This is a genomic window from Citrobacter sp. Igbk 14, from assembly GCF_028069825.1.
Classification (GTDB): Bacteria; Pseudomonadota; Gammaproteobacteria; order Enterobacterales; family Enterobacteriaceae; genus Citrobacter.
Window position 1 is genome coordinate 1 of record NZ_JANEWM010000002.1, and the last position, 23,248, is coordinate 23,248.

General features: G+C 50.9%; 21 protein-coding genes. 12 read left to right on the forward strand and 9 right to left on the reverse strand.

The annotated features are described in order from the left end of the window. Nucleotides 1-362 precede the first annotated feature (362 nt). Entirely contained in the window at nucleotides 363-566 is a 204-nt protein-coding gene (locus NNN64_RS00810; protein ID WP_071887371.1) for a YfgG family protein, read from the reverse strand. Between the two features lie 366 nt (nucleotides 567-932). Between NNN64_RS00810 and NNN64_RS00815 the strand changes: the two genes are divergently transcribed. Then, a complete protein-coding gene (locus NNN64_RS00815; protein ID WP_271440150.1) occupies nucleotides 933-3,203 on the forward strand; it encodes a sensor domain-containing phosphodiesterase in 2,271 nt (756 codons plus the stop codon). Here the strand turns inward: NNN64_RS00815 and ppx are convergent. The 4 genes from ppx to purM all read right to left on the reverse strand — a co-directional run bounded on the left by ppx (nucleotide 3,183) and on the right by purM (nucleotide 8,710). Further along, a complete protein-coding gene (gene ppx, locus NNN64_RS00820; RefSeq protein ID WP_271440151.1) occupies nucleotides 3,183-4,724 on the reverse strand; it encodes an exopolyphosphatase in 1,542 nt (513 codons plus the stop codon). The two genes, NNN64_RS00815 and ppx, sit on opposite strands and share 21 nt — an antisense overlap. A gap of 4 nt (nucleotides 4,725-4,728) precedes the next feature. After that, the gene (gene ppk1 / locus NNN64_RS00825) at nucleotides 4,729-6,795 is read right to left on the reverse strand and encodes a polyphosphate kinase 1 (RefSeq protein WP_202038075.1); all 2,067 of its coding nucleotides are present in this window, start codon (nucleotides 6,793-6,795) and stop codon (nucleotides 4,729-4,731) included. A 239-nt stretch (nucleotides 6,796-7,034) separates the two neighbouring features. Further along, nucleotides 7,035-7,676 (reverse strand): phosphoribosylglycinamide formyltransferase, encoded by a 642-nt coding sequence (gene purN, locus NNN64_RS00830; RefSeq protein WP_271440152.1) that lies wholly within the window; start codon nucleotides 7,674-7,676, stop codon nucleotides 7,035-7,037. Then, entirely contained in the window at nucleotides 7,673-8,710 is a 1,038-nt protein-coding gene (gene purM / locus NNN64_RS00835; RefSeq protein WP_271440153.1) for a phosphoribosylformylglycinamidine cyclo-ligase, read from the reverse strand. Before purM ends, purN begins: the two co-directional genes overlap by 4 nt. Before the next feature lie 294 nt (nucleotides 8,711-9,004). Between purM and NNN64_RS00840 the strand changes: the two genes are divergently transcribed. The 4 genes from NNN64_RS00840 to NNN64_RS00855 all read left to right on the forward strand — a co-directional run bounded on the left by NNN64_RS00840 (nucleotide 9,005) and on the right by NNN64_RS00855 (nucleotide 13,428). Then, nucleotides 9,005-10,435: a 6-phospho-beta-glucosidase gene (locus tag NNN64_RS00840; protein WP_271440154.1), complete on the forward strand. Its 1,431-nt coding sequence runs from the start codon at nucleotides 9,005-9,007 to the stop codon at nucleotides 10,433-10,435. Nucleotides 10,436-10,618: 183 nt separating this feature from the next. Then, on the forward strand, nucleotides 10,619-11,245 hold the full coding sequence (gene upp / locus NNN64_RS00845; RefSeq protein WP_003835110.1) for a uracil phosphoribosyltransferase: 627 nt from the start codon (nucleotides 10,619-10,621) through the stop codon (nucleotides 11,243-11,245). A 96-nt stretch (nucleotides 11,246-11,341) separates the two neighbouring features. Next, the gene (uraA, locus tag NNN64_RS00850) at nucleotides 11,342-12,631 is read left to right on the forward strand and encodes a uracil permease (protein ID WP_003835107.1); all 1,290 of its coding nucleotides are present in this window, start codon (nucleotides 11,342-11,344) and stop codon (nucleotides 12,629-12,631) included. 95 nt (nucleotides 12,632-12,726) lie between these two features. Next, nucleotides 12,727-13,428 (forward strand): DnaA inactivator Hda, encoded by a 702-nt coding sequence (locus NNN64_RS00855; RefSeq protein WP_211924219.1) that lies wholly within the window; start codon nucleotides 12,727-12,729, stop codon nucleotides 13,426-13,428. 34 nt (nucleotides 13,429-13,462) lie between these two features. Here the strand turns inward: NNN64_RS00855 and arsC are convergent, their stop codons facing one another. Both arsC and bepA read right to left on the reverse strand, forming a co-directional pair. After that, complete coding sequence (arsC, locus tag NNN64_RS00860; protein WP_271440155.1) at nucleotides 13,463-13,822, reverse strand: arsenate reductase (glutaredoxin); 360 nt, start codon at nucleotides 13,820-13,822, stop codon at nucleotides 13,463-13,465. Nucleotides 13,823-13,916: 94 nt separating this feature from the next. Then, nucleotides 13,917-15,380, reverse strand: coding sequence for a beta-barrel assembly-enhancing protease (bepA, locus tag NNN64_RS00865; RefSeq protein WP_271440156.1), 1,464 nt, complete (start codon nucleotides 15,378-15,380; stop codon nucleotides 13,917-13,919). A gap of 226 nt (nucleotides 15,381-15,606) precedes the next feature. Between bepA and NNN64_RS00870 the strand changes: the two genes are divergently transcribed. The 4 genes from NNN64_RS00870 to iadA all read left to right on the forward strand — a co-directional run bounded on the left by NNN64_RS00870 (nucleotide 15,607) and on the right by iadA (nucleotide 19,138). After that, complete coding sequence (locus NNN64_RS00870) at nucleotides 15,607-16,671, forward strand: AI-2E family transporter (protein ID WP_005121878.1); 1,065 nt, start codon at nucleotides 15,607-15,609, stop codon at nucleotides 16,669-16,671. A gap of 166 nt (nucleotides 16,672-16,837) precedes the next feature. Beyond that, nucleotides 16,838-17,497 carry a nucleoside recognition domain-containing protein gene (locus tag NNN64_RS00875; RefSeq protein ID WP_271440157.1) on the forward strand — a complete coding sequence of 220 codons (660 nt, stop codon included), beginning with the start codon at nucleotides 16,838-16,840 and terminating at the stop codon, nucleotides 17,495-17,497. Nucleotides 17,498-17,501: 4 nt separating this feature from the next. Continuing rightward, on the forward strand, nucleotides 17,502-17,963 hold the full coding sequence (locus NNN64_RS00880) for a YjiG family protein (RefSeq protein WP_271440253.1): 462 nt from the start codon (nucleotides 17,502-17,504) through the stop codon (nucleotides 17,961-17,963). 11 nt (nucleotides 17,964-17,974) lie between these two features. Then, entirely contained in the window at nucleotides 17,975-19,138 is a 1,164-nt protein-coding gene (iadA, locus tag NNN64_RS00885; protein WP_271440158.1) for a beta-aspartyl-peptidase, read from the forward strand. Nucleotides 19,139-19,245: 107 nt separating this feature from the next. On the opposite strand, the gene bcp is transcribed toward iadA, so the two are convergent. Then, complete coding sequence (bcp, locus tag NNN64_RS00890) at nucleotides 19,246-19,716, reverse strand: thioredoxin-dependent thiol peroxidase (protein WP_137384768.1); 471 nt, start codon at nucleotides 19,714-19,716, stop codon at nucleotides 19,246-19,248. Beyond that, the gene (locus NNN64_RS00895) at nucleotides 19,716-20,288 is read right to left on the reverse strand and encodes a glycine cleavage system transcriptional repressor (protein WP_003037954.1); all 573 of its coding nucleotides are present in this window, start codon (nucleotides 20,286-20,288) and stop codon (nucleotides 19,716-19,718) included. The genes bcp and NNN64_RS00895 overlap by 1 nt, the downstream gene beginning before the upstream one ends. 145 nt (nucleotides 20,289-20,433) lie before the next feature. Between NNN64_RS00895 and dapA the strand changes: the two genes are divergently transcribed. The 3 genes from dapA to purC all read left to right on the forward strand — a co-directional run bounded on the left by dapA (nucleotide 20,434) and on the right by purC (nucleotide 23,188). Continuing rightward, nucleotides 20,434-21,312 (forward strand): 4-hydroxy-tetrahydrodipicolinate synthase, encoded by an 879-nt coding sequence (dapA, locus tag NNN64_RS00900; protein ID WP_271440159.1) that lies wholly within the window; start codon nucleotides 20,434-20,436, stop codon nucleotides 21,310-21,312. 16 nt (nucleotides 21,313-21,328) lie between these two features. Continuing rightward, the gene (gene bamC / locus NNN64_RS00905; RefSeq protein WP_271440160.1) at nucleotides 21,329-22,363 is read left to right on the forward strand and encodes an outer membrane protein assembly factor BamC; all 1,035 of its coding nucleotides are present in this window, start codon (nucleotides 21,329-21,331) and stop codon (nucleotides 22,361-22,363) included. A 111-nt stretch (nucleotides 22,364-22,474) separates the two neighbouring features. After that, on the forward strand, nucleotides 22,475-23,188 hold the full coding sequence (gene purC, locus NNN64_RS00910; protein WP_003835086.1) for a phosphoribosylaminoimidazolesuccinocarboxamide synthase: 714 nt from the start codon (nucleotides 22,475-22,477) through the stop codon (nucleotides 23,186-23,188). Nucleotides 23,189-23,248: the final 60 nt, after the last annotated feature.

Here is a 23,248-nt window from a genome sequence, read left to right on the forward strand (position 1 = left end):
ACCCTGTAGTATTAACAAATGTTAGAAATTCAAATAAACAATTAATTTTTTATACAAAATATTAATGCGTAGGCCGCTGATATTTTTTGAGGATATTAATTAGCGGTTATTTGAGCTGTGTATGTCTTTTTATGTGCAGTAAAGGCGAACGTAAAAAAACAGCGCAAATGGTGCGGTGAAGTGGAAGGAAAAGATTGTGTAATTGTGCGGAACGTCGCAGGCATATCCAATACAGCAGTCTGTGTTGTTGGCTGGATAGGGCGAAAAATGTTCGCTCAAATCCCTTACCGGATGGTTAAACATCAGGCGATTAGCCATCCGGTAAGGAATCTTAAGACAGGGGGGATCACAGATACGAGCGTTCAGCGTTCGTCAGTTTGTGCAGGAGAAGTCTGTTGCGGCAAGGTGGTCTGCTGGGATTCTTTCTTGTCCTGGTGGTGGTGCCACGCACCGATAGCAGAGTAGACGAAGCGTCCGAAGAAGAAGATGAAGCTGATAAGCAGTACGATCCGGATCATGCGACTGTTAAATCGGTGTCGTTTGCGTAGGCTGGTAACCTGGCTCACAAAAGGTTCCTTAAAGTGTACCCAACCAGTGGGCGATACTTACATTAAGGCACACTAAGAGGGAATGGTCAATTCTTCGTTATGTAAAATTGCATCATGGGTTTTATCCCCTTATGTTATGGAAATTAATATTATTATTTGCATTAATAATGAATAAACGATCATAAATAAAGAAAAAGGTAATAATTGATTAATGGGGGATATTTTTTTTGACATATATCAAACCTCATCGGTTATCCGTAACTAAAATCGATGAGTCGTTGTGATGTGTATTACATCATAGTTTTAAAGTCAGGTGGGATGCCTGTCTGAATGCCCTTCACAGAAAATACCCCTACATGACGTGAGGGATTCTACTGAGCATCTATGAAACTCAATAAAAACTATATAAGTATTAGAGATAAATGGTGGGCGCTACCCCTCATCTTACCATCTTTACTGTTGCCGTTATTGAGCACTGCCAATACCTACGCACATATTAGTACCGGTACTGTCATCCTTTTCTACCTGCCTTTAGCGCTGACGATTAGCCTGATGTTGTTTTTTAGTTGGGCGGCACTGCCAGGAATAATCATTGCCATCGGTTGGTACAAATATCCGCAGGTTGGGTTATTTGAAACGCTGTCAATTATTACGCACTTTATAGTTACAATGGTGCTTAGTTGGGGGGGGTATAAAGTTTTTGCTCCCCGGCGAAACAACGTGGCGCATGGCGACTCCCATCTGATGTTTCAGCGAATATTTTGGCAGGTTTTCTGTCCGGCAACGCTATTCCTGCTCCTCTTTCAGTTTGCTGCGTTTGTTGGCGTATACGAGAGCAAATCAGGCATGGTGGGCGTTATGCCCTTTAATACAGGAACGTTGATCAACTACCAGGCTATGCTGGTCGGGAACCTTGTTGGTATTCCTCTGTGCTATTTTATAATCCGAACCATTCGTAATCCGCTGCATATACGGGGCTATTTTTCGCAATTAAAGCAGCAGTTTGACACCAAAGTAACGCGAACAGAGTTTGCTGTCTGGTTGATAATATTGACTTTATTGATGGCTCTGCTGTGTATGCCGTTAAATGAACAGAGTTCGATATTCAGCACAAATTATACCTTGTCTCTGTTACTGCCCGTCATGTTATGGGGCGCAATGCGTTACGGTTACCGATTTATTTCAATGATATGGACAGTCGTGTTGATAACTGCCATTCATTATTATCAGCGCTATATGCCCTGGTATTCGGGTTACGATACACAACTTGCAATTACCTCTTCGAGTTACCTCGTTTTTTCTTTCATCGTAAATTACATTGCCGTGCTGGCAACGCGTCAGCGATTTGTCACCCGACGCACACATCGTCTGGCATATTTTGATCCGATGGTGCATTTGCCAAATCTGCGGGCATTGAACCGAACGTTGAAAAAAGCGCCATGGTCAGTGCTCTGTTTTCTGCGTATTCCGGGCATGGAACTGTTGGTGAAAAACTACGGTATTATGCTGCGTATCCAGTACAAGCAAAAACTTTCTCATTGGATAGCGCCGTTGCTGGAACAAGACGAATATGTTTTTCAATTATCCGGTAATGATTTAATTCTGCGTTTTAATACTGAGTCACATCAGCAGCGTATTGAAGCGCTGGACAAACATATCAGGCAGTTTCGTTTTGTCTGGGATGGTATGCCCCTACAACCGCAGGTTGGGATCAGTTTTTGCTATGTTCGCTCACCCGTTAACCACATCTATCTGTTGCTGGGGGAGTTAAGCACTATCGCCGAGCTCTCGCTGGCAACCAATATGCCGGAGAATTTGCAGCGACGTGGCGTAATGCACCTGCAGCGGGATCTGAAAGATAAAGTGGCGATGATGAACCGTTTGCAGCAGGCGCTGGAGCATGATCGCTTCTTCCTGATGGCACAGCCGATTTTTGGCGTGCGGGGCGATGTTTATCATGAAATCCTGTTGCGCCTTCAGGGCGATGAAGGTGAAACGATTGCTCCTGATAATTTCTTACCGGTAGCCCATGAGTTTGGGTTGTCATCCAGCATTGATCTGTGGGTCATTGAAAATACGCTGAAATTTATGGCGCAGAATCGGGAGAAAATGCCCGCTCATCGTTTTGCGATCAATTTATCACCCACGTCCGTATGTCGAGCCAAATTTCCTCACGAAATCAGCCAGTTGTTGGCGAAGTATCAGGTTGAAGCATGGCAATTGATCTTTGAGATTACAGAGAGCAATGCGTTAACCAATGCGGAGCAGGCGCATGCAACATTGCTGCAATTGCAAGTTCTGGGCTGTCAGATTGCGATCGATGATTTTGGTACCGGCTATGCCAGCTATGCACGGTTGAAAAATGTGAGCGCTGACATCCTGAAGATTGACGGAAGCTTTATCCGTAACATTGTCTCAAATAGTCTCGACTACCAAATCGTGGCCTCGATTTGCCACCTGGCGCGGATGAAAAAAATGTTGGTGGTCGCGGAGTATGTTGAAAGCGAAGAAATACGTAGTGCGGTGATTTCTCTGGGGATTGATTATTTGCAGGGCTATCTGATTGGTGAGCCGCGGCCGCTGCATAAAACTCTGGAAGAACAGGTGCCAGTCACGCTGGCACCTGCCGATCACTCACGCAGCGATATCGGGTGAGTTTTCTTCCTCAATTTTCAGGCGCCAGCCTGTGACGGCCTCCCAGTATTGCTGCTCTTTTTCCAGATCGAGCAACACCAGCGCGTTCTGGCTAAACCAGTCGTGCGGGAAGCGTAGCGTCCAGTGGTTATCGTCGGTAATCAACGTGAGCGTCGGTGGCGTAGTGGTTGCCTGGCGCTGGTTGTTGAGCAATACCCCAAGTCGCAACAGCTGAATTAGCGGCAGGAACTGCTTTTTCTTGAACAGCGTAAAGCGGGGCAAATCATCCAGCTTAACCGCTTTACGGTGATAGCGAACCAGGGTCGCCATCATCAGCTGTTGCTCCTGGTTGAAACCTGGCAGGTCGCTGTTTTGCAGAATATAAGCCGAGTGGCGATGCAGTCCGCTGTGGTTGATGTTCAGCCCGACTTCATGCAGCATCGCCGCCCACCGGAGCAACGCTTCCAGTTGTGGGTTTGCCAGTTTAGGTTGCTGCGCATGCCACTGATCGTACATTTGCATGGTTGTTTCCAGTACACGTCGGGCTTGTTCGCTGTCGATATTGTACTGGTTTGCCAGACTGCTGGCGGTACGGCTACGAACATCCTGGTGGCGAAAACGGCCTTCCATCTCATACAGTACGCCTTCACGCAGCGCGCCATCGGAAAGTCGGAGTTCACGAATAGCGAGGGCATCAAAAACACCGCACAGTATCGCCAGACCGGGAACAAAAACGGCTTTTCGTTCTTCTGACAGCCCCGGCATGCTGAGTGCCTCAAAGGAAGCATGCTTCAGGACTTCAGTTGTCAGCTTGTCCAGACGTTCAGGGGTGATAAAACCATCTTTCTCACCCATTTCCAGCAGCACTTCATGCGCGGCTTTGATGGTGCCTGAAGCTCCCAGTGCAACGTTCCAGCCCTGAATTCGAAATTGCCAGGTGAGCGTTTCAAGCTTTTGCGCTGCCGCCATACGGGCTCTCTGGAAGTTTTCCCGGCTGATCGCTCCACCCGGAAAGTACATCTGGGCAAAACTGACGCAACCCATACGGCGACTTTCGACCAGTTTAGGCTCGAAATCTTCACCGATCACCAGCTCTGTCGAACCACCACCGATGTCGATAACCAGCTTACGGCCTTTTTCTGGCTGCGTATGCTCCACGCCCATAAAAATCAGTCGGGCTTCTTCGTTACCGGAAATTATTTCGATCGGGTAGGGGATGACCTTTTCTGCTCGCTTAAGAAAATCGGTCGCATTTAGCGCCTGGCGCAAAGTATGGGTTCCCACGATGCAGACGCTGGAGGGAGGAAATCCCTGCAGACGTTCAGCGAAAAGTGACAAACAGCTTAAGCCGCGTTCCATCGCTTCTTCGCTTAGCTTGTTGTCCGCGCCAAGGCCGTCCGCCAGATGTACGCGTTGTTTCAGTCGCCCGATAATTTGCATTGCGCCATCAACCACGCGGGCAATGACCATATGGAAACTGTTTGAACCAAGGTCGACCGCAGCAAATTCCTGCGGTCGTGGAGACTTGTCGTGTATTGGCATAGAGTTAGTCAGGTTGCTCGAGTGATTTGATGTAGTCGTAAATCGCTAATTGTGACTGAACCTTACGGCGGTTTCCGCGCGGTACGTAGCGATTACTCAGTTCTTTATCAATAAAGCGGGCTTTCACCGTGTCGCTGAACAGGATATCGATAATATCCAGCACGCGCTGCTTAAGGCGTGGGTCAAGAAGCGGTGTGGCAACTTCGATACGATAATCGATGTTTCTTGTCATCCAGTCAGCAGAGGAGAGATACACCTGCTTATCGCCCCCGTTCTCGAAGATATAGACCCGGTCGTGTTCGAGATAGCGGTCAACAATGCTGATAACGCGAATATTGTCACTGATGCCTTCCAGATTCGGGATCAGTGAGCACATTCCGCGGATCAATAAATTAACGGGGACACCTGAACCTGAAGCCGCATACAGGCGGTCAACCAGCCCTTTATCGACCAGATTATTCAGCTTCAGGGTAATGCCAGAAGGCAGCCCTTGCTGTGCATTAGCGATCTCTTTGTCGATCATGCTGTACAGCAGGCGCCGTGAGTTCTGCGGGGAAACCAGCAGATAATCGAACGTTACCGGGCGATATGGGTTTTCGATGAAGTTAAACACCCGACGGACTTCGTTGGTAATGCGCGAATCGGCAGTCAGCAGCGAGTAGTCGGTATACAGACGCGCTGTTTTTTCGTTGAAGTTCCCGGTGCCGATATGTGCATAGCGCACGACTTCATCGCCTTCTTTGCGCGAAATCAGGAACAGCTTGGCGTGAATTTTCAGCCCTGGTGCGGAGAAGATGACATGAACCCCCGCTTCGGTAAGGCGCTTAGCCCAATGAATATTGGCCTCTTCATCGAAGCGCGCCTGCAGTTCCACCACCACGGTTACTTTTTTACCGTTATGCGCGGCATGGATCATCGAGTCGATGATGCGCGAATCTTTCGCCACACGGTAGATGTTAATTTTTATCGCCAGCACGCTCGGGTCAAATGAGGCCTGACGCAGCAGTTCAAGAACGTGTTCAAAGGTGTGATACGGATAATAAAGCAACACATCGCGTTCTCGTACGGCATCAAAGCCGTTGCGAAACTTCTCGTTATCGAACCAGATATGGCGCAGACGCGGCAGGGGTTTGTTCACCAGGTTAGCTTTGCCAACGTTGGGAAAATTAATAAAGTCTTTGAAGTTATGATAACGCCCGCCGGGGACAATGGAGTCGTAGCGAGAGATCGTCAGTTTTTCACGCAGTACTTCAACCAGCGCATTGGGCATATCGCGCTGATAAACAAAACGTACAGGCTCTGCGGTCAGACGTTGTTTCAGGCTGGAGGACATGAGCTCCATCAGGCTCGATTCCATCTCATGCACCAAATCGTACTCGGCATCGCGGGTCATTTTCATCGAATAGGCATTCAGCGCATCGTAATCAAAGAACCCTTTAAAAATGTCATCAAGGCAATAACGTAAAATGTTGTCCAGCAGGATCATCGGTTTGCGACGGCGCGGGGTTTCCGGCGGCAAATTCACAAAGCGAGGAACCTTATCGGATGGAATTTCCAGCAAAGCGTAACGAATCGTATCTCCGCGGATAATTTCCACGGCCAGATAAGTGTAATCGTCTTTTAAAAACTGGACTAAATCCGTCTCGCGGTTAATCAGGATTGGCGTAATGTGCTGACGCAGATATTGCTTGAAGTAGTGGCGTAACCAGCTCTGTTGATTTACTGACAACTGGCGTTCGTTGATCAAGAAGATCTGGTTGCGTGCCATCTCCAGCAGCAATTCGTTGTACAGGCCGTCAAATTCCTGATCGGCTTTTAATACGCGGGCCTGGATTTTGCCTAACAAATGGCGGGAGTGAGAGTTAGAACCCTGTTCTTCGCTAATAATGATACGGCGCTTCAGTTCGGCAAAACGCACCTTGTAAAACTCGTCAAGGTTATTGGAATAGATGCCTAAGAAACGCATCCGTTCGATCAACGGGTTTGATTTATCAGCTGCCTCCTGGAGCACGCGTTCGTTGAACGCCAACCAGCTGAGTTCTTTCTCGATATATAGCTTTTCCTGACCCATTACCACTTTTACTCCGTTTCATTCACGGGACACTACCGATTTATTATGGCGAGCATTGCTCTCAGATGTCCAACTGTGCCAGAAAAATATGACAATAAACCGTCTGATAGCAAAGAGAAAGGGGGAGCGTAGCGCCGCAGACCCGATAAGGCATTTATGCTGTTATCCGGAAATCAGGCGTTGTCATGCCGGATGGCGACGTTAAAGCGTCTTATCCGGCTTACAGGTTGGTGAGTCTATTATTCGTCTGCCGCATAACCATGGGGTGGCAGACGATTGCCATCCAGCCATGCGGCGTTATCGCGCATCTTCAGGCGACCGTCGGTAAACCAGCTGACGACCAGCGGATAAATAGCATGTTCCTGCGCCTGAACCCGGGCAGTAATATCATCCTCGCTATCACCTGCAAATACCGGCACCTTGGCCTGGAGAATAACCGGTCCGCCGTCCAGTTCATCGGTGACGAAATGGACTGAAGTTCCGTGTTCTTCATCCCCATTTTCCAGCACCTGACGATGGGTATGTAGGCCTGGATACTTGGGTAATAAAGAGGGATGGATGTTCAGCAGTCGTTCAGAATAGTGAGCGACAAACGCCGGGCTGAGGATGCGCATATAGCCGGCCAGCACGACGACATCTGGCGCATAGGCATCAATTTCCTGAATCAGCTGGCGGTCGAATGCTTCGCGGCTGGCAAAGTGGCTTGCTTCCAGGGAATGTGCCGGAATATTTTCCTCTCGCGCGCGAACAAGGCCGAACGCATCGGCCTTGTTGCTGAATACTGCACGTAGGGTGCCACTGATTTTTTTCTGTTTGCAGGCATCGATTATTGCCTGCAAATTGCTTCCGTTGCCGGAAATGAGCACCACAATGTTTTTCATTCAATGACCACACGCTGTTCGGAATCAGACGCTTTGATGATACCGATTTTCCAGGCGTTTTCACCTTTTGCCTTCAGCAGCGCGAGTGCACTTTCTACTTCGGATTCCGGTAGGGCAATGACCATGCCGACCCCACAGTTGAAGGTGCGATACATCTCGTGCTGACTGACGTTACCCGCAGTTTGCAGCCAGTTGAAGACGGCTGGCCACTGCCATGAGGATTCATCGATGACGGCCTGAGTATTGTCTGGCAGTACGCGCGGAATATTTTCCCAGAAACCACCGCCGGTCAGGTGTGCGATAGCATGCACATCAACCTTCTCGATCAGTTCCAGAATGGATTTCACATAAATGCGTGTTGGCGCCAGTAAATGGTCCGCCAGCGGCTTGCCTTCAAGTTCGGTGGTTTCTGGGTCGCAACCGCTGACTTCAACAATTTTACGTACCAGGGAGTAGCCGTTAGAGTGCGGGCCACTGGAGCCGAGCGCAATCAGCACATCGCCATCAGCCACTTTTGAACCGTCGATAATTTCTGATTTTTCGACGACGCCAACACAGAAACCTGCCACGTCATAATCTTCACCGTGATACATCCCCGGCATTTCAGCCGTTTCACCACCAACCAATGCACAACCAGACTGCAGGCAACCTTCGGCAATGCCGTTGATTACGCTGGCTGCGGTGTCCACATCCAGTTTACCCGTTGCATAGTAGTCGAGGAAAAACAGCGGTTCAGCGCCCTGAACCACGAGGTCGTTCACACACATCGCCACCAGATCAATGCCGATGGTATCGTGGCGTTTCAGATCCATCGCCAGACGCAGTTTTGTCCCTACGCCATCTGTGCCGGAAACCAGTACCGGTTCACGATATTTTTGCGGCAATGCGCACAGCGCACCGAAGCCACCCAGACCACCCATTACTTCCGGGCGACGAGTTTTCTTTACTACGCCTTTGATTCGATCAACCAGAGCATTACCCGCGTCAATATCAACACCGGCATCTTTGTAGCTAAGAGAGGTTTTATCGGTCACTGCTTGGGTCCCCACGCGTTAACTTGCGGTAGCAATTAAATTCGGCGCAATTCTAACAGGGAAAGCAAACGTTTGCGAGCCTGCTTTACAGTGACTTTTATCTGCTGAGTATTTCAGCATTTTACAGTCGTTTATCTATTTGTTTGAACTGAGCCACGAAAATGAAACCGGGTTCAGTCTTGTGCTTGAAACCTGCCTGCTGAATGCACAGTATCGTACTGAAACCGGTTTCTGTTTTCTGTTACGTACCACATCAGGTGCGTTTGAACAGTGCAATCATGATAGGGGAAACGTATGCCTGGGTTTAAAGCAGATTTTATGTGGGGCGGTGCTGTGGCCGCTCATCAACTGGAAGGCGGCTGGCAGGAGGGCGGTAAAGGGATTAGCGTTGCCGATGTGATGACGGCTGGGGCCCATGGGGTAGCGCGTGAAATTACCGACGGCGTGATTGCAGGTAAAAATTACCCTAACCACGAGGCTATCGATTTTTATCATCGCTATCAGGATGATATTAAGCTGTTTGCTGAAATGGGCTTTAAGTGCTTTCGTACCTCTATTGCATGGACGCGTATTTTCCCGCAAGGCGATGAAGCCCTGCCCAATGAAGCCGGATTGCAATTCTACGACGATCTCTTTGATGAATGCCTGAAGTATGGGATCGAACCGGTGATTACACTGTCGCATTTCGAGATGCCTTATCACCTGGTGACGGAATACGGTGGCTGGCGCAATCGTAAGCTGATCGATTTCTTTGTCCGTTTTGCCGGGGTGGTTTTCACTCGCTACCAGCATAAAGTGAAGTACTGGATGACGTTTAATGAAATCAACAACCAAGCTAACTTCCACGAAGATTTTGCTCCGTTTACCAACTCCGGCCTTAAGTATCAGCCGGGTGAAGACCGCGAACCGGTCATGTACCAGGCGGCGCACTATGAACTGGTGGCGAGTGCGCTGGCAGTAAAGGTTGCACGCGAAATCAACCCGGCATTGCAGGTTGGGTGCATGATCGCTATGTGTCCTGTTTACCCACTGACCTGTGCGCCAGACGATATAATGATGGCGATGAACGCGATGCACCGTCGATATTGGTTTACCGACGTTCACGCTCGGGGCAAGTATCCGCAGCATCTGTTGAACTACTTTGCGCGCCGCGGCTTCAAACTCGATATTACCGAAGAAGACCGACGAATACTGGCTCAGGGCTGCGTCGACTATATCGGCTTTAGCTACTATATGTCCTTCGCGACGCAGGCAACGGCAGATAACCCGCAGCTGGATTACGACGAATCGAAAAGCCTGGTGCCCAATCCGTATGTGCAGAAATCAGACTGGGGCTGGCAGATTGATCCCGTTGGTCTGCGCTATTCGCTGAACTGGTTCTGGGATCATTATCAGCTCCCGCTGTTTATTGTTGAAAACGGGTTTGGCGCGATTGACGTACAGGAAAGTGACGGCACGGTAAACGATCAGTACCGCATCGACTACCTGGCAGCCCATATTCGTGAGATGAAAAAAGCGGTGGTGGAAGATGGTGTGGATCTTATGGGCTACACGCCATGGGGCTGTATTGATTTAGTGTCAGCGGGAACCGGCGAAATGAAAAAACGCTATGGATTTATTTATGTCGACAAAAATAATGACGGGAGTGGGACATTAGCACGCTCTCCTAAGAAATCTTTTTCATGGTATCAAAATATCATCCGGAGCAACGCTGAATTTCTATAAAATTCAGTGCATTGATATTAAGCCCCGCCCATATTGCGGGGCTTGTTTTATACTCATCTTCCAGACGCAAATGACTTTGGTTGATCCATATCAAGCGTATCCAGTGTTGCGACAGAGACGAAAAGCGGTATAATCCGGCGATTTTTTTTGTGGTTGCCACTCGTCTGAGGAAAGGAGAAGAGTATGAAGATCGTGGAAGTCAAACACCCACTCGTCAAACACAAGCTGGGACTGATGCGTGAAAACGACATCAGCACTAAACGCTTTCGTGAACTCGCCTCGGAAGTTGGCAGTCTGCTGACTTATGAAGCAACTGCAGGTCTGGAAACCGAAAAGGTGACCATTGAAGGTTGGAACGGCCCGGTTGAAGTAGACCAAATCAAAGGCAAAAAAATCACCGTTGTCCCCATCCTGCGTGCGGGCCTGGGTATGATGGAAGGCGTACTGGAGAACGTTCCGAGCGCGCGTATCAGCGTGGTGGGGATGTACCGTAACGAAGAGACGCTGGAGCCGGTTCCGTATTTCCAGAAACTGGTTTCTAACATCGATGAGCGCATGGCGCTGATCGTTGACCCGATGCTGGCAACCGGTGGTTCCGTTATCGCGACCATCGACCTGCTGAAGAATGCAGGCTGCACCAGCATTAAAGTACTGGTCCTGGTTGCGGCACCAGAAGGTATCGCAGCACTGGAAAAAGCACACCCGGATGTTGAGCTGTACACCGCATCTATCGACCAGGGGCTGAACGAGCATGGATACATTATTCCGGGACTCGGCGATGCCGGCGATAAGATTTTTGGTACCAAGTAAATGAATAAATAAAAAGAAGCCGACTTTAAGAGTCGGCTTTTTTTTGAATAAAACAACCCAATCGCTACTAACACACAATACTCAGAGGAAAACACTATGACGCGCCGTGCTATCGGGGTGAGTGAAAGACCGCCGCTTTTACAGACAATCCCGCTTAGTTTGCAGCACCTGTTCGCCATGTTTGGTGCAACGGTACTGGTGCCAGTCCTGTTTCATATCAACCCGGCTACCGTCCTGCTGTTTAACGGCATTGGTACGTTGCTGTATCTCTTCATTTGTAAAGGTAAAATTCCAGCCTATCTGGGTTCCAGCTTTGCGTTTATCTCCCCGGTACTGTTGCTGCTGCCGTTAGGGTATGAAGTGGCGCTGGGCGGTTTTATTATGTGCGGCGTTCTGTTCTGCCTGGTTTCTTTCATCGTGAAGAAAGCTGGCACCGGCTGGCTGGATGTGATGTTCCCGCCTGCTGCGATGGGCGCAATCGTTGCCGTCATCGGTCTGGAGCTGGCGGGTGTTGCTGCGGGCATGGCGGGATTGTTGCCTGCTGAAGGGCAATTACCAGACTCGAAAACCATCATCATCTCAATGGTGACGCTGGCCGTAACGGTATTTGGCTCTGTGCTGTTCCGCGGTTTTATGGCGATTATCCCGATTTTGATTGGTGTACTGGCCGGTTACGCGCTTTCCTTTGTGATGGGCGTTGTGGACACCACACCCATTGCGCAAGCGCACTGGTTTGCTCTGCCAACGTTCTACACACCGCGCTTTGAGTGGGTTGCGATTCTGACCATCCTGCCTGCGGCATTAGTCGTTATCGCCGAGCACGTAGGCCACCTGGTCGTCACGGCCAACATTGTGAAAAAAGATCTGATTCGTGACCCTGGCCTGCACCGCTCGATGTTTGCCAACGGCCTGTCGACGGTGATCTCCGGCTTCTTTGGTTCGACGCCTAATACTACCTACGGTGAAAATATCGGTGTTATGGCGATTACTCGCGTATACAGTACCTGGGTTATCGGCGGTGCGGCGATTTTCGCCATTCTGCTCTCCTGTGTGGGTAAACTGGCGGCGGCAATCCAGATTATCCCGCTGCCGGTCATGGGCGGTGTATCGTTGCTGCTGTACGGCGTCATCGGCGCTTCCGGTATTCGCGTGTTAATCGAATCAAAAGTCGATTATAACAAGGCGCAAAACCTGATTCTGACGTCTGTTATTTTGATCATCGGCGTAAGTGGCGCGAAGGTTCACATTGGTGCTGCGGAACTGAAAGGTATGGCGCTGGCGACCATCGTCGGCGTTTGCCTGAGCCTGATTTTCAAAGTCATCAGTCTGCTGCGTCCGGAAGAAGTCGTCCTTGATGCTAAGGATGCGGATAGCCCGCAACAGTAAGTCTCTGACCGGGCAGCACTGCTGCCCGGTTCTATCACGACGTATTTCTGTGTTAAACTCATCTCGATTTTATGAAATCCTGGGTTGAGGTATCTCTGAACACACCGGCACAGCTCTCTCTGCCACTTTATCTTCCTGACGATGAAACCTTCGCAAGTTTCTGGCCGGGGGATAACTCCTCTTTACTGGCTGCACTGCAAAACGTGCTGCGTCAGGAACATAGCGGGTACATTTATCTTTGGTCGCGTGAAGGCGCAGGCCGTAGTCATTTGCTGCATGCAGCCTGTGCAGAACTGTCTGCACGCGGTGATGCGGTAGGGTATGTGCCGCTCGATAAACGAACCTGGTTCGTACCTGAGGTGCTTGACGGAATGGAGCATCTGTCGCTGGTATGCATCGATAATATCGAGTGTGTCGCCGGAGATTCTCTTTGGGAAATGGCGATCTTTGATCTTTACAACCGTATCCTGGAATCAGGGAAAACCCGCCTGCTGATCACCGGCGATCGCCCGCCGAGACAGCTGAACCTGGGGCTGCCGGATCTCGCCTCACGTCTGGACTGGGGGCAAATCTACAAGCTTCAGCCGCTTTCCGATGAAGACAAGCTACAGGCTTTGCAATTACGTGCCAGATTACGTGGGTTCGAACTGCCTGAAGATGTAGGACGTTTTCTGCTTAAGCGTCTGGATCGAGAAATGCGTACGCTGTTTATGACGCTGGATCAACTGGACCATGCTTCGATCACCGCTCAGCGCAAGCTGACGATTCCCTTCGTAAAAGAAATTTTGAAGCTGTAAGTGCCGCAGCCGAAAAACTGCGGCAGTCTTAAGATTAACCGACGATTTCCAGCACTTGCTCAGGTGGGCGACCAATCCGCGCCTGACCTTTCGCTACCACAATCGGGCGCTCCATCAGCTTCGGGTTTTCGACCATCGCCTGAATCAGCGCATCTTCACTCAAACTGCTGTCCGCCAGGTTGAGCGATTTGTAGAGTTCCTCTTTCTGACGCATCAGTTCACGCGCGCTGGACATTCCCAGCATCTTTAGCAATTCACGCAGTGTCGCTGCATCAGCCGGGGTTTCCAGATAAAGCACGACTTCTGGGTCTACACCGTTAGACTTTAGCAATTCCAGCGTTTCACGGCTCTTTGAGCAGCGTGGGTTATGGTAAATTTTAATCGCGTCTGACATGACTTCTCCTTGCATGACGATTCGGCCGGCCAAATGTGCCTGCCGCAGGCCGGATAAGACGCAACAGCGCCGCCATCCGGCAAGTATTCAATGGTTACATCTTCGAGTACGGTTTAAAGCGCTCTTGCAGTTGGCGCAGCTGGTCGATACGGGCATCGTATCTGGCCTGCTGCTGGCTGCCGAGTTTCACCTGAGCACTGGCATTGCTGAGCATCGAGATCGCCTGATCAAGACGGCCCGCCAGCGCATACCCTTCAGCACGCGCGGCCAGCTCCTGATCGCGGTTATTCAGGTTCGCTTCCGTTTGCGCCAACAGATCCCAGCCGTTAGTGTCATCTTTATGGTTAAACGTATAGCGATTCAGGATGGTGGCAGCCTCTTTAGCTTGTCCCCCCTGCAAATACGCATTTGCCAGGTTGAGTTGCAATACGGGATTCACGCGCAGATCGCGAGCGTTTTTCAGGCGATTAATGGCATCGCTGGTTTTCTTCTGACCGAGATCGATGTCTGTTGCCAGGTCGAGATACCATGCATTATTCGGATCTGCCGCGAGCAGCGGCTGAAGCGCTTTGCGTGCGTCGTCGTATTTACTGGCTTCCATCGCTTGCAGCGCCCGACCGTACTGCGCAGCGCGCTGTTCGCGCACGTTGCCTTTCGACCAGCTATCCAGTAGATCGCTGGTTAACTGATTGCGGCCTGAATTGTACATGCCCAGGGTTCGCGCTTTGGCCAAATAGAAATCTTCTGAAGATTGCACGACGACCGGGCGCATCTGGTTGGCGCGGTTACGCGCATCTGCCAGACGGCTTTCTGGCAGGGGGTGAGTCAGAAGAATTTCCGGGGGACGTGTAGAGTAACGGGCCTGATCGAGCAGTTTCTCCAGGAATGTTGGCATGGCCTGGGGATCGAATCCTGAACGTTGCAGCACCTGAATACCGATGCGGTCTGCTTCCTGTTCGTTCTGCTGAGTAAAGCTAATCATCCCCTGGCGAGTACCCGCCAGCGTACCGGTTAGCGCCGCCATACCTGCCTGCGGGCTGGCCATCGCTAATAAAATCGAACCTAATGCGCCGACCCATGTCAGCGGCGCGCTACGTTTCTGATCTTCCATCGCTCGCGCCAGGTGGCGCTGCGTGACGTGAGAAATTTCGTGCGCCATTACCGACGCCAGTTGGCTTTCGTTATCGGAATAGCGGAACAGTGCTGAGTGCAATACCACGTTGCCGCCAAAAAAAGCGAAGGCGTTTATTTCATCGTTGTTAATTAAAAAGAAAGTGAAGGGTGTTTTTACGGAGTCTGCATGCGAAACCAGGCGCATCCCCAGAGCATTAATATATTGGGTGAGCAGCGGATCGTTAATTAACGGCGCACTACCGCGCAGTTGGCGAACGTAATAATCGCCCATCTGCATTTCTTGTCCAATAGAAAGCGTACTCCCTGCCGAGGTTCCCATATCAGGTAGGGTATCCGCAGTGTCAGCAAATGCGGGCGCGACCTGACCGACGGTCAGTGCAGCAATGAGGGTAGCAACCAGGTTTTTTTTCAACTGCCTGAACATAACCTCTGTCCTGTATTCTTTTTTGAGATAGCCATTTGACCAATGCCGCGAAGTATCGTTCACACTCCGCAAGCTTAGCGAGTGTAACTGCGAAACCTGACGATGAACACCCAGGAAAAATGTCTTTTCACTTTGCGTAATCAGTCATAAAAAGCGAAGTCTTTTTTGTGACATTTCGATACAATTCGGGATCGCAATCCCGCTATTGAGGTTCAGGGAAGGTTTTATGCTCGAAATGTTGACGCAATGGTATCGCCGCCGCTTTAGCGACCCAGAGGCTATTGCTTTGCTGATTATTCTGGTTGCCGGTTTTGGCATCCTGTTCTTCTTTAGCGGTCTGTTAGCGCCGCTGCTGGTCGCGATTGTGCTGGCTTATCTGCTGGAATGGCCTACCGCCCGGCTGGAAAATATCGGTTGCTCGCGGCGCTGGGCGACGTCAATTGTGCTGGTGGTGTTTGTCGGAATTTTGCTGCTGATGGCGTTTGTGGTAATGCCTGTCGCATGGCAGCAAGGCATCTATTTGATCCGCGATATGCCTGGCATGCTCAACAAGTTGTCTGACTTTGCCGCCACCTTACCGCGACGTTATCCGGCGCTTATGGATGCGGGCATCATTGATGCGATGGCCGAGAATATGCGTTCCCGGATGCTCACCATGGGCGATTCAGTGGTGAAATATTCGCTGGCTTCTCTGGTTGGGCTGTTGACACTGGCGGTGTATCTGGTGCTTGTCCCATTGATGGTGTTCTTTTTGGTGAAGGATAAAAGCCAGATGTTGAATGCTGTGCGCCGGGTGCTGCCGCGAAATCGTGGACTGGCAGGACAGGTCTGGAAAGAGATGAACCAGCAAATCACCAACTATATCCGCGGTAAAGTACTGGAGATGGTGGTGGTCGGTGTTGCAACCTGGCTGGGCTTCCTGATGTTTGGTCTTAACTACTCTCTGCTGTTGGCAGTGCTGGTGGGGTTCTCTGTGCTAATCCCGTACATCGGCGCGTTTGTGGTGACTATTCCGGTCGTTGGTGTGGCGTTGTTTCAGTTCGGACTCGGAACGGAGTTCTGGAGCTGTTTCGCCGTGTACCTGATAATCCAGGCGCTGGACGGCAATCTGCTGGTTCCCGTCCTCTTCTCCGAAGCCGTAAACCTGCATCCATTGGTGATTATTCTGTCGGTAGTTATTTTCGGCGGTCTGTGGGGATTCTGGGGTGTATTCTTTGCCATTCCGCTGGCGACGCTAATCAAAGCCGTGGTGCATGCCTGGCCGGATGGTCAGACGGTTGACGATCGCTAATCCGTCAGCTCCGACGGCGCAATGCCGCCGGAGCTGAACTTGTCTGACCTCTATCCACTCTTTCTGAATAATTTCCTCCGGTATCGTTTTTCTCCGCGTTTGTCTTTAACTTGGCCATCGTGATGTTTTTTCGTCACGCAAGGAATAAGACCAACAGGAGAATTAAATGGGTCACAACACACACACGCAGCAAAAAGTGGGATGGGGCGGCTATCTCGCTTTTTTTATCACAATTGTCCTTTTTTCCGGCATGTTTGCGAAAAGTACCGAATGGTGGCGGGTGTTTGATTTCACCCTCCTCAACGGTGCGTTTGGGCAAATTAATGCGGCTGGCGAAACGGCGGTCTCTTTTCGCGGTACGGGCGGTATGGGGGCAAAAGATGGTTTTTTATTCGCACTTGAATTAGCCCCTTCCGTCATTCTTTCTCTCGGGATTATTTCCGTCACCGAAGGGTTAGGTGGATTGCGCGCCGCACAACAGTTGATGACGCCTGTCCTGCGCCCGTTGCTCGGAATTCCTGGTGTTTGTTCGCTGGCGCTGATCGCAAATTTGCAAAATACCGATGCGGCGGCCGGGATGACGAAAGAGATGGCTGAAGAGGGCATTATCACTGAACAGGAACGCGCCATCTTTGCTTGTTGGCAAACCAGCGGTAGCGCGTGCATCACTAACTATTTTTCGTCAGGCGCAGCCCTGTTTACGATGGTCACCGTACCGGTAATCACGCCGCTGGCGGTGATCCTTGTCTTCAAGTTTGTAGGGGCGAACCTGTTGCGGTTGTGGATCGCACAGCTTGAAAATCGCCGTATGCAGCAGGAGGGCTGAGATGATGACAACACACGTACGTAAAAATGTCATGGATATGTTTATCGATGGCGCACGACGCGGGTTTACCATTGCCACGACCAGCTTGCTACCTAACGTGGTGATGGCGTTTGTGATTATTCAGGCGCTGAAGGTGACGGGGTTACTCGACATCGTAGGCAGGGTATGTGAACCGATCATGGCGTTGTGGGGACTGCCGGGGGAGTCTGCCACCGTGCTGCTGGCGGCGGTGATGAGTATGGGCGGTGGCGTCGGCGTTTGTGCAAGCCTGGTTGTCGCAGGTACGCTTTCAGGACATGATGCTACGGTATTGCTACCGGCTATCTACCTGATGGGGAATCCGGTACAAAATGTTGGACGTTGTCTGGGAACGGCGGGAGTCCATCCTCGCTACTACCCGCTGATTATTGCAGTCTGCGTGATTAATGCGCTGCTCTCTATTTGGGTTATGCAGGTTATTGCCTGACAAGGAAGGTTATGAACTGTTCCATTCTTAATTTGACGTTGTTCCAGCATGGACACGTATACGCACCTGAAGATTTAGGCCAACAGGATATTCTGGTTTCTGGCGGAAAAATTGTCGCCATCGCCCCGTCTATTGCGGCAGAAGATTTTCCCGGTTGTGAGTGCATCAATCTTGAAGGGGCAATTGTTTGTCCCGGCTTTATCGACCAACACGTCCATCTGATTGGCGGTGGTGGGGAAGCGGGACCGCACACCCGCACGCCGGAAGTACGTCTGTCACGACTGGTTGAAGCCGGTATCACTTCCGTCGTGGGATTGTTGGGAACGGACGGTATTACCCGTCATCCTGAGTCGTTGCTGGCGAAAACCCGTGCTCTGGAATTTGAGGGGATCAGCGCCTGGATGCTCACTGGGGCATATTCTCTACCTTCACCTACGATAACCGGCAGTATTGACCGCGATGTCGCGCTAATTGACAAAGTGATTGGCGTGAAATGCGCAGTTTCGGATCATCGCTCCTCTGCCCCGAATGCAACGGCGCTGGCGAACATGGCGGCGCAGTCGCGTGTTGGCGGGTTATTAGGGCAAAAACCCGGGATTAGCGTCTTTCATATGGGGGACAGTCCGCGCATGCTGGAACCGCTGTGTGAAATTCTGGCGTGTTGCGATGTGCCGATGACCAAACTGTTGCCAACGCATGTTAATCGCGCGGAACCGTTGTTTCAGGCAGCGCTGGAGTATGCCCGCAAAGGAGGTTATATCGATATCACCAGCAGTATTGATGAGCCTGTTGATCCGGCAACGGCGATTGCTACAGCGTTGCGCCACGAAGTGCCGCTATCGCGTATTACCCTGAGCTCGGATGGCAACGGTAGCCAACCGGAATTTGATGCGTCCGGTAATCTGACAGGGATTGGCGTCGCAGGGTTTGAATCACTGGCGGAAACGCTGCGTCAACTGGTGCAGATTCATGCGATACCGCTGGAACAGGCGCTTTGCCCGCTTACACGCACAGTCGCGGAGTTTCTTGGGCTTGCGCATAAAGGCCGTCTGACGGTGGGATGCGATGCGGACATTCTGGTGCTGAACGACGCGCTGGAAGTGAATGACCTGTGGGCGAAGGGGAAAGCCGTGGTGAAAGAGAAAAAGGCGTGCGTTAAAGGGACGTTTGAGTAACCGGGTGGTTATCTGCCGGATGGCGACGCTAAAGCGTCTTATCCGGCCTACGTGCGTGCATTTGTAGGCCGGATAAGGCGTTCACACCGCCATCCGGCATTTCACGGTCAGGCGTTTTCCAGAACCCAGTTCAGCACGATGTCGTGGTGATTGCTGGTTTTGAAATCATCAAACACATGTTCAATTTTGCCTTCGGCATCAATCAGGAAGCTGATGCGGTGGATGCCATCGTAGGTCTTACCCATAAATGACTTTTCACCCCAGACGCCAAACTGCTCGCAAACCTGATGATCTTCATCAGACAGGAGCGTGAAGTTAAGCACTTCTTTCTCCGCAAATCGGGAAAGCTTTTCTGGTTTATCGGTGCTTATTCCCAGCACCTCAACACCGGCTTTTTTTAACTGATCCATGTTATCGCGCAAGCCACAGGCTTGTACGGTACAGCCGGGCGTCATGGCTTTCGGGTAGAAATAAACCAGAACACGCTGTCCCTGGAAGTCGGTTAAATTTACTTGTTCTCCGTCTTGATCCGGCAAGCTAAATTTCGGTGCAATATCACCGGCTTTCAGTGGGTTCATTACTTAACTCCATCCTGTTCATCATGCTGTGAGTAATTGACGACGTTAATACTGCCTTGCGCATTGAGTTCTGTACAGAGTGCTTTAAACGCATCCTCAATATTTGCCGAATCATGTGACGCAGGACTATGTGCGGTAATTTGAATAAACAATTGTGCAGCCTTGCCGTTTTCTGCCGGCTGTGTGCGCGAAACCAGTTCCGCAATATTCATTTGGTGGCTGTCAAAAAGGGCGGTGAAGCGCTCAATCAAATGAGGAGAGTCGGGGACATCGACCTGCACCCATACCGTGGCGGGCATCGCCGGGCGGGGGCGAGCCGTCGTACGCTTCATCACAATCAATAAATCCAGCTCTGCGCCTTTCAAAGGCAGGGTTGATTCAATCAGGGTGATGGCATTCCAGGTTCCGGATAACAACATGATAAACGTAAACTCGTCACCCAGCATGGCCAGTCGGCTGTCTTCGATATTACAGCCACAACTGCTGACATGACGGGTGATAGTGTTCACAATTCCCGGGCGGTCAGCACCCAGCGCAGTAATGACCAGATAGTGTTGCGATGACGATGTCAAACCTGTTCTTCCTTTGAGCGGTGAGGTAATCATAAGGAAAGCATAAAAAAAACATGCATACAACAATCAGAAGGGCTATGGTCGCTTGCTTTTATTGTCGTACCAAACGTACCATTGAGACACTTGTTTGCACAGAGGATGGCCCATGTTCACGGGAAGTATTGTCGCGCTTATTACGCCGATGGATGAGAAAGGTAAAGTCTGCCGGTCGAGCCTGAAAAAACTGATTGATTATCATGTCGCCAGCGGCACCTCGGCGATCGTTTCGGTTGGCACCACCGGTGAGTCCGCTACCCTGAGTCATGATGAGCATGGCGATGTGGTAATGATGACGCTGGAGCTGGCCGATGGGCGTATTCCGGTTATCGCCGGAACGGGCGCCAATGCGACCGCAGAAGCCATTAGTCTGACGCAGCGTTTCAACGACAGCGGTGTTGTCGGCTGCCTGACGGTGACGCCTTATTACAACCGCCCAACTCAGGAAGGTTTGTTCCAGCATTTCAAAGCCATCGCGGAACATACTGACCTGCCGCAAATTCTGTATAATGTGCCGTCCCGTACTGGCTGCGATATGCTGCCGGAAACCGTTGGTCGCCTGGCGAAGGTAAAAAATATTGTCGCTATCAAAGAGGCCACAGGGAACTTAAGTCGTGTTCACCAGATCAAAGAGCTGGTTTCAGACGATTTTATTCTGCTCAGCGGTGATGATGCGACCGGACTGGACTTCATGCAGCTCGGTGGTCATGGCGTGATTTCCGTAACGGCTAACGTTGCGGCACGCGATATGGCTGAAATGTGCAAACTGGCGGCAGAAGGGCATTTTGCCGAAGCGCGGGTGATCAACCAACGTCTGATGCCGTTACACAATAAACTATTTGTCGAACCCAATCCTATCCCAGTGAAATGGGCATGTAAGGAGTTGGGACTTGTGGCGACCGATACGCTACGTTTGCCGATGACGCCAATCACGGACAATGCTCGTGATATCGTCAAAGCGGCGCTTAAGCATGCCGGTTTGCTGTAAAGTTTAGGGAGATTTGATGGCTTACTCAGTACAAAAGTCGCGCCTGGCCAAGGTTGCGGGTGTTTCGCTTGTTATGTTGCTCGCGGCCTGTAGTTCTGACTCGCGCTATAAGCGCCAGGTGAGCGGTGATGAATCCTATCTGGAGGCCGCACCGCTTGCTGAGCTTCATGCGCCAGCTGGGATGATTCTGCCGGTTATGACCGGCGACTATAACATCCCGGTAACCAACGGCAGCGGTGCCGTGGGTAAAGCGCTGGACATTCGCCCACCGGCTCAGCCGTTAGCATTAGTCACTGGTGCCCGCACTCAGATTGCGGGCGATACGGCGACATTGCTGGTGGAAAATGGTCGTGGCAACACGCTGTGGCCGCAGGTCGTGAGCGTTGTTCAGTCTAAAAACTACACCATCGCGAAACGTGATGATGCCAGCCAGACTCTGACCACCGATTGGGTTGACTGGAACCGTCTGGATGAAGACGAACAGTACCGTGGACGTTATCAAATCTCGGTTAAACCGCAGGGCTATCAGCAGGCGGTGACGGTGAAATTGATTAACCTCGAGCAGGCGGGTAAACCGGTAGCCGAGCCGGCATCCATGCAGCGCTATAGCGCTGAGATGATGAACGTTATCTCTGCTGGTCTGGATAAGAACGCCACTGACGCTGCGAATGCCGCGCAGAACCGTTCTGCCGCGACGATGGACGTTCAGAGTGCGGCTGATGACACCGGTTTACCGATGCTGGTGGTACGTGGGCCGTTCAACGTGGTGTGGCAGCGTCTGCCGGCAGCGCTGGAAAAAGTGGGCATGAAAGTGACCGATAGCACCCGTTCTCAGGGCAGCATCGCGGTGACTTACAAACCACTGTCAGACAGCAACTGGCAGGAACTGGGCGCAAGCGATCCGGGTCTGGTATCCGGCGACTACAAACTGCAGGTCGGTGATTTAGACAACCGCAGTAGTTTGCAGTTTATCGATCCGAAGGGACATACCCTGACGCAAAGCCAGAACGACGCGCTGGTCGCCGTCTTCCAGGCAGCGTTCAGTAAGTAAAAATAAAGGGCTGGATAACTCCAGCCCTTTTTTTCTGATATGATACGCAAACGTGTGCGTCAGCAGAAAAACGCAATATTTATCGTTAATTCACACCCAGGAGTAATAAAGATGCAAAAGCAAGCTGAGTTGTATCGTGGTAAAGCGAAGACCGTATACAGCACGGAAAACCCGGACCTGTTGGTGCTCGAATTCCGCAATGATACGTCAGCAGGGGATGGCGCGCGCATTGAACAGTTTGACCGTAAAGGTATGGTGAATAACAAATTCAACCATTTCATTATGACCAAACTGCAAGAAGCAGGCATTCCTACCCAGATGGAGCGACTGCTTTCCGATACCGAATGTCTGGTGAAAAAACTGGAGATGGTGCCGGTTGAATGTGTGGTACGTAACCGCGCGGCAGGCTCACTGGTTAAGCGTTTAGGCGTTGAGGAAGGTATTGAACTGAATCCGCCGCTGTTTGATCTGTTCCTGAAAAATGATGCTATGCACGATCCAATGATTAACGATTCCTATTGCGAAACTTTTGGTTGGGTGAGCAAAGAGAATCTGGCACGTATGAAAGAGCTGACCTACAAAGCCAACGACGTGCTGAAAAAGATGTTCGATGATGCAGGCCTGATTCTGGTCGACTTCAAACTTGAGTTTGGTTTGTATAAAGGTGAAGTGGTGCTGGGCGACGAATTCTCACCGGACGGTAGTCGTCTGTGGGACAAAGAAACGCTGGATAAAATGGACAAAGATCGCTTCCGCCAGAGTCTGGGCGGCCTGATCGAAGCCTATGAAGCTGTCGCGCATCGTCTGGGTGTGAAGTTAGACTAACGCCTCCCTGAGCCGGCGATCGCTCTCCGGCTCATCAATCCCCCCGATTTTGATTACTGT

Bases quoted from the DNA above. Each gene is read 5' to 3' on its own strand.
- NNN64_RS00815 (WP_271440150.1), top strand. From the start codon at position 933: ATGAAACTCAATAAAAACTATATAAGTATTAGAGATAAATGGTGGGCG.
- ppx (WP_271440151.1), bottom strand. From the start codon at position 4,724: ATGCCAATACACGACAAGTCTCCACGACCGCAGGAATTTGCTGCGGTC.
- ppk1 (WP_202038075.1), bottom strand. From the start codon at position 6,795: ATGGGTCAGGAAAAGCTATATATCGAGAAAGAACTCAGCTGGTTGGCG.
- purN (WP_271440152.1), bottom strand. From the start codon at position 7,676: ATGAAAAACATTGTGGTGCTCATTTCCGGCAACGGAAGCAATTTGCAG.
- NNN64_RS00840 (WP_271440154.1), top strand. From the start codon at position 9,005: ATGCCTGGGTTTAAAGCAGATTTTATGTGGGGCGGTGCTGTGGCCGCT.
- upp (WP_003835110.1), top strand. From the start codon at position 10,619: ATGAAGATCGTGGAAGTCAAACACCCACTCGTCAAACACAAGCTGGGA.
- uraA (WP_003835107.1), top strand. From the start codon at position 11,342: ATGACGCGCCGTGCTATCGGGGTGAGTGAAAGACCGCCGCTTTTACAG.
- arsC (WP_271440155.1), bottom strand. From the start codon at position 13,822: ATGTCAGACGCGATTAAAATTTACCATAACCCACGCTGCTCAAAGAGC.
- bepA (WP_271440156.1), bottom strand. From the start codon at position 15,380: ATGTTCAGGCAGTTGAAAAAAAACCTGGTTGCTACCCTCATTGCTGCA.
- NNN64_RS00870 (WP_005121878.1), top strand. From the start codon at position 15,607: ATGCTCGAAATGTTGACGCAATGGTATCGCCGCCGCTTTAGCGACCCA.
- NNN64_RS00875 (WP_271440157.1), top strand. From the start codon at position 16,838: ATGGGTCACAACACACACACGCAGCAAAAAGTGGGATGGGGCGGCTAT.
- NNN64_RS00880 (WP_271440253.1), top strand. From the start codon at position 17,502: ATGACAACACACGTACGTAAAAATGTCATGGATATGTTTATCGATGGC.
- iadA (WP_271440158.1), top strand. From the start codon at position 17,975: ATGAACTGTTCCATTCTTAATTTGACGTTGTTCCAGCATGGACACGTA.
- bcp (WP_137384768.1), bottom strand. From the start codon at position 19,716: ATGAACCCACTGAAAGCCGGTGATATTGCACCGAAATTTAGCTTGCCG.
- dapA (WP_271440159.1), top strand. From the start codon at position 20,434: ATGTTCACGGGAAGTATTGTCGCGCTTATTACGCCGATGGATGAGAAA.
- bamC (WP_271440160.1), top strand. From the start codon at position 21,329: ATGGCTTACTCAGTACAAAAGTCGCGCCTGGCCAAGGTTGCGGGTGTT.
- purC (WP_003835086.1), top strand. From the start codon at position 22,475: ATGCAAAAGCAAGCTGAGTTGTATCGTGGTAAAGCGAAGACCGTATAC.